We start from the raw sequence: 13,901 nt of genomic DNA on the forward strand, positions 1-13,901 counted from the left end.
CGTCCGTCAGGCGCCGCACCGCGCGCCGGGAACGATTGACGCTCGAGCTTCCGGATGCCGCCGTGCCCCCGTTTCCTCGACTCGTTCTCCGGACTCGACATGACGACTTCGTCTCCCGCCTCCACCACCTTGATGGCCAACGCGATCCGTGCGCTCGCGATGGACGCCGTCCAGCAAGCGAACTCCGGCCACCCGGGCATGCCGATGGGCATGGCCGAAATCGGCGTCGCGCTCTGGTCGCGCCATCTGAAGCACAACCCGGCGAACCCGCACTGGGCCGACCGCGACCGTTTCGTGCTGTCGAACGGCCATGGCTCGATGCTGCTGTACTCGCTGCTGCACCTGACCGGCTACGACCTGCCGATCGAGGAGCTGAAGAACTTCCGCCAACTGCACTCGAAGACGCCGGGCCACCCCGAATACGGGATCACGCCGGGCGTCGAGACGACCACCGGCCCGCTCGGCCAGGGTCTCGCGAACGCGGTCGGCATGGCGCTCGGCGAAGCGCTGATGGCCGACGAGTTCAACCGTGACGGCGCGAAGATCGTCGATCACCACACGTACGTGTTCCTCGGCGACGGCTGCCTGATGGAAGGCATCTCGCACGAAGCCTGCTCGCTCGCGGGCACGCTGAAGCTGAACAAGCTGATCGCGCTGTACGACGACAACGGCATCTCGATCGACGGCGACGTCGTGAACTGGTTCCACGACGACACGCCGAAGCGCTTCGAAGCGTACGGCTGGAACGTGATCCCGAACGTGAACGGCCACGACGTCGACGCGGTCGACGCGGCCATCGCGAAGGCGAAGTTGTCGGACAAGCCGACGCTGATCTGCTGCAAGACGGTGATTGGCAAGGGCGCGGCGACCAAGGCCGGCGGCCACGACGTGCACGGCGCGGCGCTCGGCGCGGAAGAAATCGCGAAGACGCGCGAAGCGCTCGGCTGGAAGTGGGAGCCGTTCGTGATTCCTCAGGAAGTCTATGCGGCCTGGGACGCGAAGGAAGCCGGCAAGCGGGCCGAGTCCGAATGGGACGCGACGTTCGCGGCCTATCGCGCGAAGTTCCCGGCCGAAGCGGCCGAATTCGAGCGCCGGATGGCGAACAAGCTGCCGGCCGACTGGGCCGAGAAGGCCGCGGCGATCATCGCCGGCGCGAACGAGCGCGCCGAGACGGTCGCGACCCGCAAGGCGTCGCAGCAGGCGATCGAAGGCCTCGCCGCCGCGCTGCCCGAGCTGCTCGGCGGCTCGGCCGATCTGACCGGCTCGAACCTGACCAACTGGAAGGCGTCGAAGGCGGTGCGCGCGAATCCGGAAGGCGCGGGCGTGCTGCTCGGCAACCACATCAACTACGGCGTGCGCGAATTCGGCATGAGCGCCGCGATCAACGGCCTCGCGCTGCACGGCGGCCACAAGCCGTTCGGCGGCACGTTCCTGACGTTCTCCGACTACAGCCGCAACGCGCTGCGCGTGGCCGCGCTGATGAAGGTGCCGTCGATCTTCGTGTTCACGCACGATTCGATCGGCCTCGGCGAAGACGGCCCGACGCACCAGTCGATCGAGCACGTGTCGAGCCTGCGCCTGATCCCGAACCACGACGTGTGGCGTCCTGCCGACACGGTCGAGACGGCCGTCGCGTGGACCCACGCGGTCGCCGCCGATCGTCCGTCGAGCCTGATCTTCAGCCGTCAGAACCTTGCGTTCAACCCGCGTACCGATGCGCAGATCGCGAACATCGAGAAGGGCGGCTACGTGCTGAAGGACTGGGACGAGGAAATCGTCGCGCGCAAGATCATCCTGATCGCGACGGGCTCGGAAGTCGAACTCGCGATGAAGGCCGTCGAGCCGCTCGCGCAACAGGGCATCGCGGCCCGCGTCGTGTCGATGCCGTCGACCAACGTGTTCGATCGCCAGGACGCCGAATACCGCGAACGCGTGCTGCCGCACGGCGTGCGCCGCGTCGCGATCGAAGCGGGCGTGACGAGCTTCTGGCACAAGTACGTCGGCCTCGAGGGCGGCGTCGTCGGGATCGACACGTTCGGCGAATCGGCGCCGGCCGGCGTGCTGTTCAAGTACTTCGGTTTCACCGTCGAGCACGTCGTCGAGACCGTGAAGGCCGTGCTGGCCTGAAAGCATACGCGACGCGCGCCACCCGTTGCGCGCGTCGCACCGTGAAGCTGCACGAAACGAATTTTTTCAGCCATCAGGAGATAGACCATGACGATTCGCGTCGCAATCAACGGCTACGGCCGTATCGGCCGCAACACGCTGCGCGCGTTCTATGAAAACGGCAAGAAGCACGATCTCGAGATCGTCGCGATCAACGACCTGGGCGATGCGAAGACCAACGCGCACCTGACCCAGTACGACACCGCGCACGGCAAGTTCCCGGGCGACGTGTCGGTCGACGGCGACTACCTCGTCGTGAACGGCGACAAGATCCGTGTGCTCGCGAACCGCAACCCGGCCGAACTGCCGTGGGGCGAGCTGGGCGTCGACGTCGTGATGGAATGCACGGGCTTCTTCACGACGAAGGAAAAGGCGAGCGCGCACCTGAAGGGCGGCGCGAAGAAGGTGATCATCTCGGCGCCGGGCGGCAAGGACGTCGACGCGACGATCGTCTACGGCGTGAACCACGACGTGCTGAAGGCCGAGCACACGGTCATCTCGAACGCATCGTGCACGACGAACTGCCTCGCGCCGCTCGTCAAGCCGCTGAACGACAAGATCGGCCTCGAAACCGGCCTGATGACGACGATCCACGCGTACACGAACGACCAGGTGCTGACGGACGTCTATCACGAAGACCTGCGCCGCGCGCGTTCGGCCACGCACAGCCAGATCCCGACGAAGACGGGCGCCGCATCGGCCGTCGGCCTCGTGCTGCCGGAGCTGAACGGCAAGCTCGACGGCTACGCGATCCGCGTCCCGACGATCAACGTGTCGATCGTCGACCTGTCGTTCATCGCGAAGCGCGACACGACGGTCGAGGAAGTCAACGCGATCATGAAGGAAGCATCGGAAGGCGCGCTGAAGGGCATCCTCGGCTACAACGACGCACCGCTGGTGTCGATCGACTTCAACCACAACCCGGCTTCGTCGACGTTCGACGCGACGCTGACCAAGGTGTCGGGCCGTCTCGTGAAGGTGTCGAGCTGGTACGACAACGAGTGGGGTTTCTCGAACCGCATGCTCGATACGGCAATCGCATTCGCGAACGCGAAGTAATCGCGCACGTCGCGCGGCGGCCGCAAGGCGGCCGGCGTGGCGAACGAACCCGGCCCGGGGTTTCCCGGCCGGGTTTTTTATTGCCCGGCGTTCGCCGTCACCTGCCCGATCGCATCGACGAACGCGCGTTTCAGCGGGCTGTCGAGATCGGTCCACGCGAGGCCGACGCCGCTGCGGTGACCGGCCAGATCGAGCGGCCGCGCGAGCACGTTCGGCGGCAGCGCGCTGGCCGCTTCCGCCGGGATCAGCCCGATCCCCATGCCGGCCGCGACGAGCGCGAGCATCGTCGTGAATTCGCCGAACTCCTGCGCAATGTCGAGCGTCGTGCCCGCGCGGCTCAATGCGAGCAGCATGTCGTCGTGAAAGCCGGGCGCGTAGCGGCGCGCGAGCACGAACGTGGGCTGGCCGCGCAGCGCGGCCGGTGAAATCGCGTCGTGCGCGGCCAGCGGATGGTCCAGCGGCAGCGCCACGACGAACCCTTCCTCGAGCACCACGCGCGTGTCGATGCCCGCGTAGGCGGCCGGCAGCCGGATCATCCCGAAATCGATCCGGCGCTCGCGCAGCGCGGCGATCTGGTCGGGCGTCGGCATGTCCTTCAGCTCGAGCGCGATCAACGGATAGCGCTCGCGCATCGTGCGCAGCACGGCCGGCAACAGCGCCGGCAAGACCGACGACACGAACGCGATCCGCAGCGTGCCGATTTCGCCGCGGCTCGACCGCCGCGCGATCTGTTCCGCGCGCGCGGCCTGCTGCAGCGTCGCCCGCGCTTCGGGCAGGAACACGCGCCCGGTGTCGCTCAATTCGACCTTGTGCCGGTCGCGCTCGAACAGGCGCGCGCCGAGTTCCGCCTCGAGCGCCTTGATCTGCATGCTCAGCGCGGGCTGCACGATGCACAGGCGCTGCGCGGCGCGCCCGAAATGCAGCTCTTCCGCGAGCGTGACGAAGGCGCGCAATTGCTTGAGTTCCATTGGGGCGGCGGGTGCGAGAAGGCGGTAATCAGTTTTCATGATAACCGGATCAAAAAAGACCATTGGCGCGGACCCGGCCGGCGGCCGAAGATACCGTCGATGCGAGACCGGCCGCGATGGGCAGCCGGCTCGACCGGCACGAGGAGACATCCATGGCTAACGCGCTTGACCGGTTCCGCCTCGACGGCCGCCGCGCGCTGATTACCGGTTCCGGCCGCGGGATCGGGCTGACGCTCGCCCGCGGGCTCGCGGAAGCCGGCGCGGCGATCGTCATCAACGATCGCAATGAAGAGAAGGCGGCGACGCTCGCGCGCCAGTTCCGCGACGAAGGCTTCGCGGCCGACCATGCGGTGTTCGACGTGGCCGAGCACGCGCAGGTACGCGCGGCGATCGACGACTTCGAGGCGCGCGTCGGCGCGATCGACATCCTCGTGAACAACGCGGGCATCCAGCGCCGCGCGCCGCTCGACGCATTCGACCCGGACGATTGGCATGCGCTGATGCGCGTGAATCTCGACGGCGTGTTCAACGTCGCGCAGGCGGTCGCGCGGCACATGATTGCGCGCGGCCACGGGAAGATCATCAACATCTGCTCGGTGCAGAGCGAGCTCGCGCGGCCGACGATCGCGCCGTATGCGGCGACCAAGGGCGCGGTGCGAATGCTGACCAAAGGAATGTGCGCCGACTGGGCGCGCCACGGCATCCAGGCGAACGGCCTCGCGCCCGGCTATTTCGAAACCGAGCTGAATCGCGCGCTGGTCGACGACGCGGCGTTTTCCGACTGGCTGTGCAAGCGCACGCCGGCCGGCCGCTGGGGGCAGGTCGACGAGCTGTGCGGCGCGGCGATCTTCCTCGCGTCGGCCGCGTCCGATTTCGTGAATGGCCAGACGTTGTTCGTCGACGGCGGCCTGACCAGCGCCGTCTAACGAGGAGAGCGTGTCATGCGTATGCGTTGCATGTGTGTCGTGATTCACGGGCCGAACGACCTGCGGGTCGAGGAGCAGGACGCCGGCGAGATCGGCCCGGGCCAGGTGCGCGTCGACGTCGCGATGGGTGGCATCTGCGGCTCCGACCTGCATTACTTCCGGCATGGCGGCTTCGGCGCGATCCGGTTGCAGCAGCCGATGGTGCTCGGCCACGAGGTCGCCGGCACCGTCGCGGAGGTGGCTCCGGACGTGACGTCGGTGAAAGTCGGCGATCGCGTCGCGGTCAACCCGAGCCGGCCGTGCGGCGCCTGCCGCTACTGTCTCGAAGGGCTGCCGAACCAGTGTCTCGACATGCGCTTCTACGGCAGCGCGATGCGGATGCCGCACGTGCAGGGTGCGTTCCGCAATGCGCTCGTGTGCGACGCGGTGCAGTGCGTGAAGGTCGCCGATCACGTGCCGCTGTCGCTCGCGGCGCTCGCCGAGCCGTTCGCGGTCGGCCTGCATGCGGTGTCGCGCGCGGGCCCGCTGATCGGCAAGCGCGTGCTCGTGTCGGGTTGCGGGCCGATCGGCGTGCTGGCGGTCGCGGCGGCGCGCGTGCACGGCGCCGCGGAGATCGTCGCGACCGATGTCGTCGACGCGCCGCTCGCGGTGGCGAGCGCGCTCGGCGCGGACCGCACGATCAACGCGGCGGCCGATGCCGGTTGGGTCGAGCGCTACGGCGCCGACAAGGGCACGTTCGACGTGATGATCGAATGTTCGGGCAATGCGCGCGCGCTGCGCGACGGGCTGGACGTGATGCGGCCGCGCGGCGTCGTCGTGCAGCTCGGGCTCGGCGGCGACGTGAGCCTGCCGCAGAACGTCGTGGTCGCGAAGGAACTGTCGATCTGCGGCGCGTTCCGCTTCCACGCGGAGTTCGCGCTCGCGGTGCAGCTGATCAACGCCGGGCGCGTGGACCTGCGGCCGGCCGTCACGCGCGTGTTTCCGATGCGCGACGCGAACCGCGCGTTCGAACTGGCAGGCGACCGGCAGCGCGCGATGAAGGTGCTGATCGATTTCGCGAACGAGGCCGCGTGACGGGGCAGCGTTAGCGCGCGACGGCAGCAGCGCCCTTGGCAAAAAGGCACGCCCGCGATGCGCGGTGCGTGCCTTTTTGTCGTGCGGTGGAAACGGACTGCCGGATTGCCGGCCTGCCGCATCACTGCGTGACCCGCCGCGTGCCGCAGCGTCCCGGCGCGCCTTCATCGAGCGCGTGCTCGCGTAGCGCGATCCGTCGGAACGGTGACCGGTACGGCCGGGAGGAAGGCCGCGCGGCGGCGCGGAAGGATTACGCGCCGGGTGTCGGGAAGAAGACGCCCGCGCGCTGTGCGGCGTTCGCGATGTGCGTTTCGATCGCGGTGCCGGCGGCGGCCGCGTCGCGCGCGATCAGCGCGTCGACGATCGCGCGGTGCTCGTGCCACGTCGACAGCAGCAGCTCGCGCCGGTAGAACGGCATGCGCTGGCTTTCCTTCATGATGTCCGCGCTGCTGCGCAGGATCGACTCGATCGCCGCGTTGCCGGCCAGATGGATGATTCGCATGTGGAAGTCGAAGTCGAGCCGCGATGCCTCGTCGAGCGCGCTGTCGGTCAGCGCGACGTGCAGGTCCGCGAGGTTGTCCTCGAACCATGCGATGTCTGCGTCGCTGACGACGTGCGCGGCCATCCGCGCGGCGAAGCCTTCGAGCGCATAGCGCATCTGGTAGGTGTCGGGCGGCGACGACTGCTCGGCGAATTGCCACGGATGCGCGGCCGACGCCTGCGCGCTTTCGACGTACACGCCCTTGCCCGCGCGGATGCGCAGCATCCCGAGCGCCTCGAGCGTCGACAGCGCCTCGCGCAGCGACGCGCGGCTGATCTCCAGCTCCTCGGAGAGCTGGCGCTGGGCCGGCAGCAGGCTGCCGACCGGATACACGCCTGCCTCGATCCGGTCGCGGATCGTCGCGATGGCGGCGTCGGTCACGGTATGCGGAACATTTCTCATGATGTGAACGATGGCCGGTCTGACCGGCATTGTAATCCGCACGCAGGCGGTGCACGCGGCCGTACGGGAAAGCCACGATCCGCCCCCTTTCGGGCCCCGGAAGCACGGGCGCGGGGGCGGGAAATCCCTATTTTGTCCGTCCTTGACGCCACTATATCGGCTTCCTACTATCCACCATAACATCACTGGTCTTACCAGTATGAACAGACGAAACTGCAACCGTTGGATCGGGAGAGCGCCGTGTCGAAATTCCTTAATTCGCTGTTTGGCCGGGTAGTCGTCGCCTTGATACTGGGGGTCGCGCTCGGCGCGTTCTTCCCGCACTTCGCCGAGTCGCTGCGTCCGCTCGGCGACGGCTTCCTGAAGCTCATCAAGATGGTGATCGGCCCGATCGTGTTCTGCGTCGTGGTGAGCGGGATGGCCAACGCGGGCGACCTGAAGAAGGTCGGCCGGGTCGGCCTGAAGGCCGTCGTCTACTTCGAGGTGATGACGACGCTCGCGCTCGGCATCGGGCTCGTGCTCGCGTGGTTCACGCGCCCGGGCGTCGGGATGAACATCGACCTGCGCTCGCTCGACGCGGCGTCGCTGTCGACCTACGCGAAGAACGCCGAAAGCCTGAAGGACACGGCCGGCTACCTGATGAAGATCATCCCCGACACCGCGATCGACGCGTTCGCGAAGGGCGACATCCTGCAGATCCTCGTGTTCGCGGTGCTGTTCGGCTCGGCGCTGTCGCTGCTCGGCGACAAGGCGCAGCGCGTCAACTCGCTGATCGAGGAGCTGTCGCACGTGTTCTTCCGGATCATCGGCTTCATCATCAAGCTCGCACCGCTCGGCGTGCTCGGCGCGATCGCGTTCACGACCGGCAAGTACGGCGTCGCGTCGCTCAAGCAGCTCGGCTATCTGGTGGCGGTGTTCTACCTGAGTTGCTTCGTGTTCGTCACGGTCGTGCTCGGCGTCGTGATGCGGCTCGCGGGCTTCTCCGTGTTCAAGCTGATCCGCTACCTGCGCGAGGAGCTGTCGATCGTGCTCGGCACGGCGTCGTCCGACGCGGTGCTGCCGCAGGTGATGAGCAAGCTCGAATACATGGGCATCAAGGATTCGACCGTCGGCCTCGTGATCCCGACCGGCTATTCGTTCAACCTCGACGGCTTCTCGATCTACCTGACGCTCGCCGTGCTGTTCATCGCGCAGGCCACCAACACGCCGCTGTCCACGCACGACCTGATCGTCGTGCTGCTCGTGTCGCTCGTCACGTCGAAGGGCGCGCACGGCATCCCGGGCTCGGCCATCGTGATCCTCGCGGCGACGCTGTCGGCGATTCCCGCGATTCCCGTGCTCGGCCTCGTGCTGATCCTGCCGGTCGACTGGTTCGTCGGCATCGCCCGCGCGCTGACCAACCTGATCGGCAACTGCGTCGCGACGGTGGTGGTCGCGGTGTGGGAGAACGACATCGACCGCGCCCGCGCGACGCGCGTGCTGAATCGCGAACTGCGCTACGTGGCCGACGCGCCCGGCAGCGCCGCCCCCGTCGCAGGCGACCAGGCCCACGCGCTCTGACCCCGACGCTCGCGCGGCGCGGGTTCCCTGGCCGGGCGCCCTTGGCCGGCCCCCCGGCCACCCCGTGCGACCGACCTTCACGCGGCCGGCGCGCCGACGCGCCGGCGCTTCTCAAAACAATGGAGACGACATGGCAGCCCCCATCCTCGATCCGAACGCGCCGGCTTTCACGCGGCGCTACATGAACCTCGCCGACCCGCGCCTCGGCGCGCAGGCGCTCTTTGCCAGCGACGAATTCTTCGCGCCCAAGGAGCGCATGCTCAATCCCGAGCCGGCCGTGTTCATTCCCGGCAAGTACGACGACCACGGCAAGTGGATGGACGGCTGGGAAACGCGCCGCAAGCGCACGACCGGCCATGACTTCTGCGTGGTGCGCCTCGCGCGGCCGGGCGTGATTTACGGCGTCGACCTCGATACGAGCCACTTCACCGGCAACTTTCCGCCGGCCGCGTCGATCGAGGCCTGCGCGGTGGACGGCGACACGCCGCCCGACGACGCCGAATGGCGCACGATCGTGCCCGCGACGACGCTGCAGGGCAATTCGCACCATTACGTGAGCGTCGACGATGCGCGGCCGGTCACGCATCTGCGCGTGAACCTGTACCCGGACGGCGGGCTTGCGCGGCTGCGTGTGTACGGCCAGCCGCAGCGCGACTGGCGCCACGTGCCGGCCGGCGAGCTCGTCGATCTCGCGGCGATCGAGAACGGCGGTTATCTCGTGGCCGCGAACAACCAGCACTTCGGCCCGGCCTCGCAGATGCTGATGCCGGGGCGCGGCGCGAACATGGGCGACGGCTGGGAAACGCGGCGCCGCCGCGAGCCCGGCAACGACTGGGCGATCGTCGCGCTCGCGCGGCCGGGCATCATCCGGCGCGTCGAGGTCGATACGGCGTTCTTCAAGGGCAATTTCCCCGACCGCTGCTCGCTGCAGGCCGCGCACGTCACGGGCGGCACCGACGATTCGCTCGTCACGCAGGCGATGTTCTGGGCCGAACTGCTCGGCGAGCAGAAGCTGCAGATGGACCACGTGCACACGTTCGACGCGCTCGCGGCGCTCGGCCCCGTCACGCACGTGCGGTTCAACATCTTCCCGGACGGCGGCGTGTCGCGCCTGCGTCTGTGGGGCGAGCCGGCTTGAGGGAGGGGGGCGGCATGAGCGGAACTCCGATCCTGCGCGTCGAGCGCCTGACCCGCGAAGCGTTCGCGCCGTTCGGCGACGTGATCGCGCTCGAAGGCGCGCGGCATTTCCCGATCAACGGCGGCACGACCGAGCGCTTTCACGATCTCGCGACGATCGACGTGTGCGCGGACGGCGGCCGGCCGCTTGTCAGCGTGTTTCGCGCGCAGCCGCGCGCGCTGCCGGTGGCGATCACGCTGATGGAGCGCCATCCGCACGGCAGCCAGGCGTTCATCCCGCTTGCGGCCGTGTCGCGTTATGCGATCGTCGTCGCGCCGGCCGGCGAATTCCGGCCCGATGCGATGCGCGCGTTCCTGGCCGAGGGCTGGCAGGGCGTCAATTATGCGAAGGGCGTCTGGCATCATCCGCTGCTCGCGCTCGACGCGGTCAGCGATTTCGTGATCGTCGATCGCGGCGGGCCGCAGCCGAACTGCGACGAGATCCCGCTGGAGCGCGCGTGGACGCTGGCGTTCGAGCCGGTCTGCGAGGGAGTAGAAGGGCTTTCGTAAGCATTCCCGGCGCGCGGCAGGCGCGCCGAAAAAGCACACGGCCCGGGCGGCGAGATGCCGGCCGGGCCGTGCCGCGTGCGCGGGTGGCGCGATTCAGTGCTTGCGGTGCGGGCAGTTCTCGGTCGTGCACGAACCGTACATCGCGAGCGAGTGCTCCTGGAGCCGGAAGCCGCGCTCCTTCGCGATCGCCTGCTGGCGGCTCTCGATCTCGGCGTCGAAGAATTCCTCGACGCGGCCGCAATCGAGGCACACGAGGTGGTCGTGGTGCGAGCCTTCGTTCAGCTCGAACACCGCCTTGCCGGATTCGAAGTTGCTGCGCGACAGCAGGCCGGCCTGCTCGAACTGCGTGAGCACGCGATAGACGGTGGCGAGCCCGATGTCGAGCTGTTCGTTGAGCAGGTTGCGGTAGACGTCTTCGGCCGTCAGGTGGCGCACGGGGCTCTGCTGGAAGATCTCGAGAATCTTGAGGCGCGGTAGGGTGGCCTTTAGCCCGATATTCTTGAGATCCGTCGGATTGGTCATGGCTAGGCATCCCTAGAGTACAATGCAGGGCTTCAATGTTACCGGCTTTTCGCCGTTCCAGATATACGCGCGGCCTGTACGCGGGCCAGCACGGTGAAGGAAATGATCCCAGAATCGCTTTCGCACTTTCAGAGGAGTCGCATGCGGAGTGCCATCATCGCTGCCGCCGCCGTTGTCGCGCTGGCGGGTTGTTCGTCGTACGACAGCGTGACGCAGCGCATCGCGCAGAGCATCACGCCGTATCGGATCACCGTCGTGCAAGGCAACTTCGTGTCGCAGGAGAAGGCCGCCCAGCTGCAGGTCGGCATGACGCGCGAGCAGGTCCGCGCGCTGCTCGGCACGCCGCTGCTGGCGGACATGTTCCACGCGGATCGCTGGGATTACCTCTTCTACTTCAAGCGCGGCTCGACGTCGATCGTCCAGCAGCGCGACCTCGTCATCAACTTCTCGGGCGATCGCGTCGCGAGCTGGAGCGGCGCCGACAACCTGCCGTCCGAGCTCGACCTGCTGGCCGACATCGACGGCGACCGCGGCGGCAAGAAGGCGAAGGCCGCTGCCGCGGCGAAGAAGGCGTCCGAAGCCGCTGCGGCCGCGAGCGCCGCGCAGGCTGCCGCCGCCGCGAGCCCGGCCACCGAGCCGGCGCCGGGCGCGGTGGTCGACCAGGATGCGAACGCCCAGGCGGCGCGCGCGGCGAACCGCGCGACCAACCAGGTGTCGGGGCAGGGTGCGGCGTCGCGCCGGTTCACGCCGGCCGCGCAGGCCTCGGGCGGCGCGCCGGTGCCGGGCGGCCAGCCGCCGGGCGCCGCGCCGGCGATCCAGCCGCAGTTCCAGTTCCATCGTCCGCCGCAGCCGAACGTGTCGAACGAGGCGTCGCCGCCGGTCGGCCCGCAAGGCTCGGACAACCTGCAGAACCAGCCGCTCACCGCACCGGCGCAGTAAGCGGCCGGCGTGCGGAAACGGGGCGGCATGCGCCGCCCGCCTTTAGACCTGTCGTGTAGAAAGCCATGAAGATTGCGATTGCCGGCGCATCGGGCCGAATGGGCCGGATGCTGATCGAAGCCGTTCTCAACGATGCCGACGCGCAGCTCGTCGGCGCGCTCGACCGCGCCGGTTCGCCGTTCCTCGGCCAGGACGCCGGTGCGTTTCTCGGCAAGGACACCGGGATCAAGCTGACCGACGATCTCGACGCCGTGTTCGCGCAGGCCGACTATCTGATCGATTTCACGCGTCCGGAAGGCACGATGGCCCACATCGAGGCCGCGCTGCGCCACGACGTGAAGCTCGTGATCGGCACGACCGGCTTCACCGCCGAGCAGAAGGCCGAGTTGCAGGCCGCCGCGGGCAAGATCGGCATCGTGTTCGCGGCGAACATGAGCGTCGGCGTGAACGTCACGCTGAAGCTTCTCGAATTCGCGGCGAAGCATTTCTCGCACGGCTACGACATCGAGATCATCGAGGCGCATCACCGCCACAAGGTCGACGCACCGTCGGGCACCGCGCTGATGATGGGCGAAGCCGTCGCCGGCGCGCTCGGCCGCTCGCTCGACGACTGCGCGGTGTACGGCCGCCACGGCGTGACGGGCGAGCGCGATCCGTCGTCGATCGGCTTTGCGGCGGTGCGCGGCGGCGATATCGTCGGCGATCACACCGTGCTGTTCGCCGGGATCGGCGAGCGCATCGAGATCACGCACAAGTCGTCGAGCCGCGTGTCGTACGCGCAGGGCGCGTTGCGTGCGGTGCGCTTCCTGTCGGCGCGCGGCGCCGGCCTGTTCGACATGCAGGACGTGCTCGGCCTGCGCTGACACCCGCGAGGAAACTCCGATGGCGATTCCCACCGGCGTTGTCCACTACCTCGAAAGCGGCGATGCGATCACGCACGCCGTCGCCTATGTGCTGCTGGCGATGTCCGTCGCCAGCTGGTGCTTCCTCTTCATGAAAGCCTGGCTGCTGGTCCGCGCGAAGCGGCAGGGGCCGCGCGCGCTCGCCGCGTTCTGGCGCGCGCCGTCGCTCGACGCGGGCATCGCCGCGCTGGCCGGCGCCGATCGCGAGCGCGTGTTCGTGCCGCTCGCCGAAGCCGCGCGCGACGCGGCCGACGACCACGACCCGACCGCGCTGGCCGCGCGCGTCGAGCGCGGCGAACGCGTGCTGCGCGCGTTGCGTCACGCGATGCTGCGCTCGCAGCGGCGCCTCGAATTCGGCCAGGTGCTGCTCGCGTCGATCGGCAGCACCGCGCCGTTCGTCGGGCTGCTCGGCACCGTGTGGGGTATCTACCACGCGCTCGGCAGCATCGCCGCGAGCGGGCAGGCGCAGATCGAGAACGTCGCGGGCCCGGTGGGCGAGGCGCTGATCATGACCGCGTTCGGGCTGGTCGTCGCGATTCCCGCGGTGCTCGCGTACAACATCCTCGGCCGGCTCGTCCGGCAGCTTGCCGAGGAACTCGACGGCTTCGCGCGCGATCTGCACGTATTCGTGTGCGCGCAGGGCGCCTGACGCGCCGGCCCCGGAGGAACGACCATGGCATTCGGCGGGCTCGAGCACCACAAGACGTCCGCGCCGATGGCGGAGATCAACATGACGCCGCTGATCGACGTGATGCTCGTGCTGCTCGTCATCTTCATCATCACCGCGCCGCTGATGACGCACGCGATCCGGCTCGACCTGCCGAAGGTGGCGGCGAGCGTCGCGCGCGACACGCCGCAATCCGTCACGCTGTCGATCGACGACGCGGGCAAGCTGTACTGGGACGACGCGCCCGTGGCGCTCGACGCGCTGCCCGCGCGGTTCCGGGCGGCGGCCGCGGGCGCCGCGCCGCCCGAGTTGCGGCTGCGCGCGTCGCGCGCGACGCGCTACGACGTGATCGCGCAGGTGATGGGCGCCGCGCAGGCCGCGGGCCTCACGCGGATCGGCTTCGTGACCGACGTGCCGCCGGCCGGCGGCGCCGCGCCGCCCGCCGCCGGCGCGAAACCCTGATACGCCGTCGTTGCGGGCCCCGGCCCG

General features: G+C 68.7%; 14 protein-coding genes. 11 read left to right on the plus strand and 3 right to left on the minus strand.

The window, feature by feature from the left end; translation table 11 throughout:
• Window positions 1–54 precede the first annotated feature (54 nt).
• Window positions 55–2,127 carry a transketolase gene (gene tkt / locus CFB52_RS03005; RefSeq protein WP_059581007.1) on the plus strand — a complete coding sequence of 691 codons (2,073 nt, stop codon included), beginning with the start codon at window positions 55–57 and terminating at the stop codon, window positions 2,125–2,127.
• 87 nt (window positions 2,128–2,214) lie between these two features.
• The gene (gene gap / locus CFB52_RS03010) at window positions 2,215–3,225 is read left to right on the plus strand and encodes a type I glyceraldehyde-3-phosphate dehydrogenase (protein ID WP_060312631.1); all 1,011 of its coding nucleotides are present in this window, start codon (window positions 2,215–2,217) and stop codon (window positions 3,223–3,225) included.
• Window positions 3,226–3,302: 77 nt separating this feature from the next.
• On the opposite strand, the gene CFB52_RS03015 is transcribed toward gap, so the two are convergent.
• The gene (locus CFB52_RS03015) at window positions 3,303–4,193 is read right to left on the minus strand and encodes a LysR family transcriptional regulator (RefSeq protein WP_059638093.1); all 891 of its coding nucleotides are present in this window, start codon (window positions 4,191–4,193) and stop codon (window positions 3,303–3,305) included.
• A 152-nt stretch (window positions 4,194–4,345) separates the two neighbouring features.
• Here CFB52_RS03015 and CFB52_RS03020 point away from each other — a divergent pair, with 152 nt between their 5' ends.
• Complete coding sequence (locus CFB52_RS03020; protein ID WP_099316605.1) at window positions 4,346–5,119, plus strand: SDR family NAD(P)-dependent oxidoreductase; 774 nt, start codon at window positions 4,346–4,348, stop codon at window positions 5,117–5,119.
• A gap of 15 nt (window positions 5,120–5,134) precedes the next feature.
• Complete coding sequence (locus CFB52_RS03025; RefSeq protein ID WP_099316064.1) at window positions 5,135–6,193, plus strand: L-idonate 5-dehydrogenase; 1,059 nt, start codon at window positions 5,135–5,137, stop codon at window positions 6,191–6,193.
• Window positions 6,194–6,443: 250 nt separating this feature from the next.
• On the opposite strand, the gene CFB52_RS03030 is transcribed toward CFB52_RS03025, so the two are convergent.
• Window positions 6,444–7,166, minus strand: coding sequence for a FadR/GntR family transcriptional regulator (locus CFB52_RS03030; RefSeq protein ID WP_179231710.1), 723 nt, complete (start codon window positions 7,164–7,166; stop codon window positions 6,444–6,446).
• Between the two features lie 210 nt (window positions 7,167–7,376).
• Between CFB52_RS03030 and CFB52_RS03035 the strand changes: the two genes are divergently transcribed.
• From CFB52_RS03035 to CFB52_RS03045, 3 genes are all read left to right on the plus strand, one after another.
• The gene (locus tag CFB52_RS03035; protein WP_059581022.1) at window positions 7,377–8,696 is read left to right on the plus strand and encodes a C4-dicarboxylate transporter DctA; all 1,320 of its coding nucleotides are present in this window, start codon (window positions 7,377–7,379) and stop codon (window positions 8,694–8,696) included.
• A gap of 130 nt (window positions 8,697–8,826) precedes the next feature.
• A complete protein-coding gene (gene alc / locus CFB52_RS03040; protein WP_059581025.1) occupies window positions 8,827–9,834 on the plus strand; it encodes an allantoicase in 1,008 nt (335 codons plus the stop codon).
• Window positions 9,835–9,848: 14 nt separating this feature from the next.
• Window positions 9,849–10,382 (plus strand): ureidoglycolate lyase, encoded by a 534-nt coding sequence (locus CFB52_RS03045; RefSeq protein WP_099316065.1) that lies wholly within the window; start codon window positions 9,849–9,851, stop codon window positions 10,380–10,382.
• Window positions 10,383–10,475: 93 nt separating this feature from the next.
• Here the strand turns inward: CFB52_RS03045 and fur are convergent, their stop codons facing one another.
• Entirely contained in the window at window positions 10,476–10,904 is a 429-nt protein-coding gene (gene fur, locus CFB52_RS03050; RefSeq protein ID WP_006400349.1) for a ferric iron uptake transcriptional regulator, read from the minus strand.
• 141 nt (window positions 10,905–11,045) lie between these two features.
• Here fur and CFB52_RS03055 point away from each other — a divergent pair, with 141 nt between their 5' ends.
• The 4 genes from CFB52_RS03055 to CFB52_RS03070 all read left to right on the plus strand — a co-directional run bounded on the left by CFB52_RS03055 (window position 11,046) and on the right by CFB52_RS03070 (window position 13,874).
• Entirely contained in the window at window positions 11,046–11,843 is a 798-nt protein-coding gene (locus CFB52_RS03055; protein ID WP_059581029.1) for an outer membrane protein assembly factor BamE, read from the plus strand.
• 65 nt (window positions 11,844–11,908) lie between these two features.
• Window positions 11,909–12,706, plus strand: coding sequence for a 4-hydroxy-tetrahydrodipicolinate reductase (gene dapB / locus CFB52_RS03060; RefSeq protein ID WP_059581032.1), 798 nt, complete (start codon window positions 11,909–11,911; stop codon window positions 12,704–12,706).
• A gap of 19 nt (window positions 12,707–12,725) precedes the next feature.
• The gene (locus CFB52_RS03065) at window positions 12,726–13,394 is read left to right on the plus strand and encodes a MotA/TolQ/ExbB proton channel family protein (protein WP_099316066.1); all 669 of its coding nucleotides are present in this window, start codon (window positions 12,726–12,728) and stop codon (window positions 13,392–13,394) included.
• A gap of 24 nt (window positions 13,395–13,418) precedes the next feature.
• Window positions 13,419–13,874 carry a biopolymer transporter ExbD gene (locus CFB52_RS03070; protein WP_060965568.1) on the plus strand — a complete coding sequence of 152 codons (456 nt, stop codon included), beginning with the start codon at window positions 13,419–13,421 and terminating at the stop codon, window positions 13,872–13,874.
• The last annotated feature ends 27 nt before the right edge of the window (window positions 13,875–13,901 follow it).

The organism is Burkholderia sp. AU18528 (assembly GCF_002223215.2).
Classification (GTDB): domain Bacteria; phylum Pseudomonadota; class Gammaproteobacteria; order Burkholderiales; family Burkholderiaceae; genus Burkholderia; species Burkholderia semiarida.

What these genes read in the sequence shown, in the direction of transcription:
- fur (WP_006400349.1), bottom strand. Translation starts at nt 10,904, where the DNA reads ATGACCAATCCGACGGATCTCAAGAATATCGGGCTAAAGGCCACCCTA.
- CFB52_RS03055 (WP_059581029.1), top strand. Translation starts at nt 11,046, where the DNA reads ATGCGGAGTGCCATCATCGCTGCCGCCGCCGTTGTCGCGCTGGCGGGT.
- CFB52_RS03015 (WP_059638093.1), bottom strand. Translation starts at nt 4,193, where the DNA reads ATGGAACTCAAGCAATTGCGCGCCTTCGTCACGCTCGCGGAAGAGCTG.
- CFB52_RS03030 (WP_179231710.1), bottom strand. Translation starts at nt 7,166, where the DNA reads ATGCCGGTCAGACCGGCCATCGTTCACATCATGAGAAATGTTCCGCAT.
- gap (WP_060312631.1), top strand. Translation starts at nt 2,215, where the DNA reads ATGACGATTCGCGTCGCAATCAACGGCTACGGCCGTATCGGCCGCAAC.
- dapB (WP_059581032.1), top strand. Translation starts at nt 11,909, where the DNA reads ATGAAGATTGCGATTGCCGGCGCATCGGGCCGAATGGGCCGGATGCTG.
- tkt (WP_059581007.1), top strand. Translation starts at nt 55, where the DNA reads ATGCCGCCGTGCCCCCGTTTCCTCGACTCGTTCTCCGGACTCGACATG.
- CFB52_RS03065 (WP_099316066.1), top strand. Translation starts at nt 12,726, where the DNA reads ATGGCGATTCCCACCGGCGTTGTCCACTACCTCGAAAGCGGCGATGCG.
- CFB52_RS03020 (WP_099316605.1), top strand. Translation starts at nt 4,346, where the DNA reads ATGGCTAACGCGCTTGACCGGTTCCGCCTCGACGGCCGCCGCGCGCTG.
- alc (WP_059581025.1), top strand. Translation starts at nt 8,827, where the DNA reads ATGGCAGCCCCCATCCTCGATCCGAACGCGCCGGCTTTCACGCGGCGC.
- CFB52_RS03025 (WP_099316064.1), top strand. Translation starts at nt 5,135, where the DNA reads ATGCGTATGCGTTGCATGTGTGTCGTGATTCACGGGCCGAACGACCTG.
- CFB52_RS03045 (WP_099316065.1), top strand. Translation starts at nt 9,849, where the DNA reads ATGAGCGGAACTCCGATCCTGCGCGTCGAGCGCCTGACCCGCGAAGCG.
- CFB52_RS03070 (WP_060965568.1), top strand. Translation starts at nt 13,419, where the DNA reads ATGGCATTCGGCGGGCTCGAGCACCACAAGACGTCCGCGCCGATGGCG.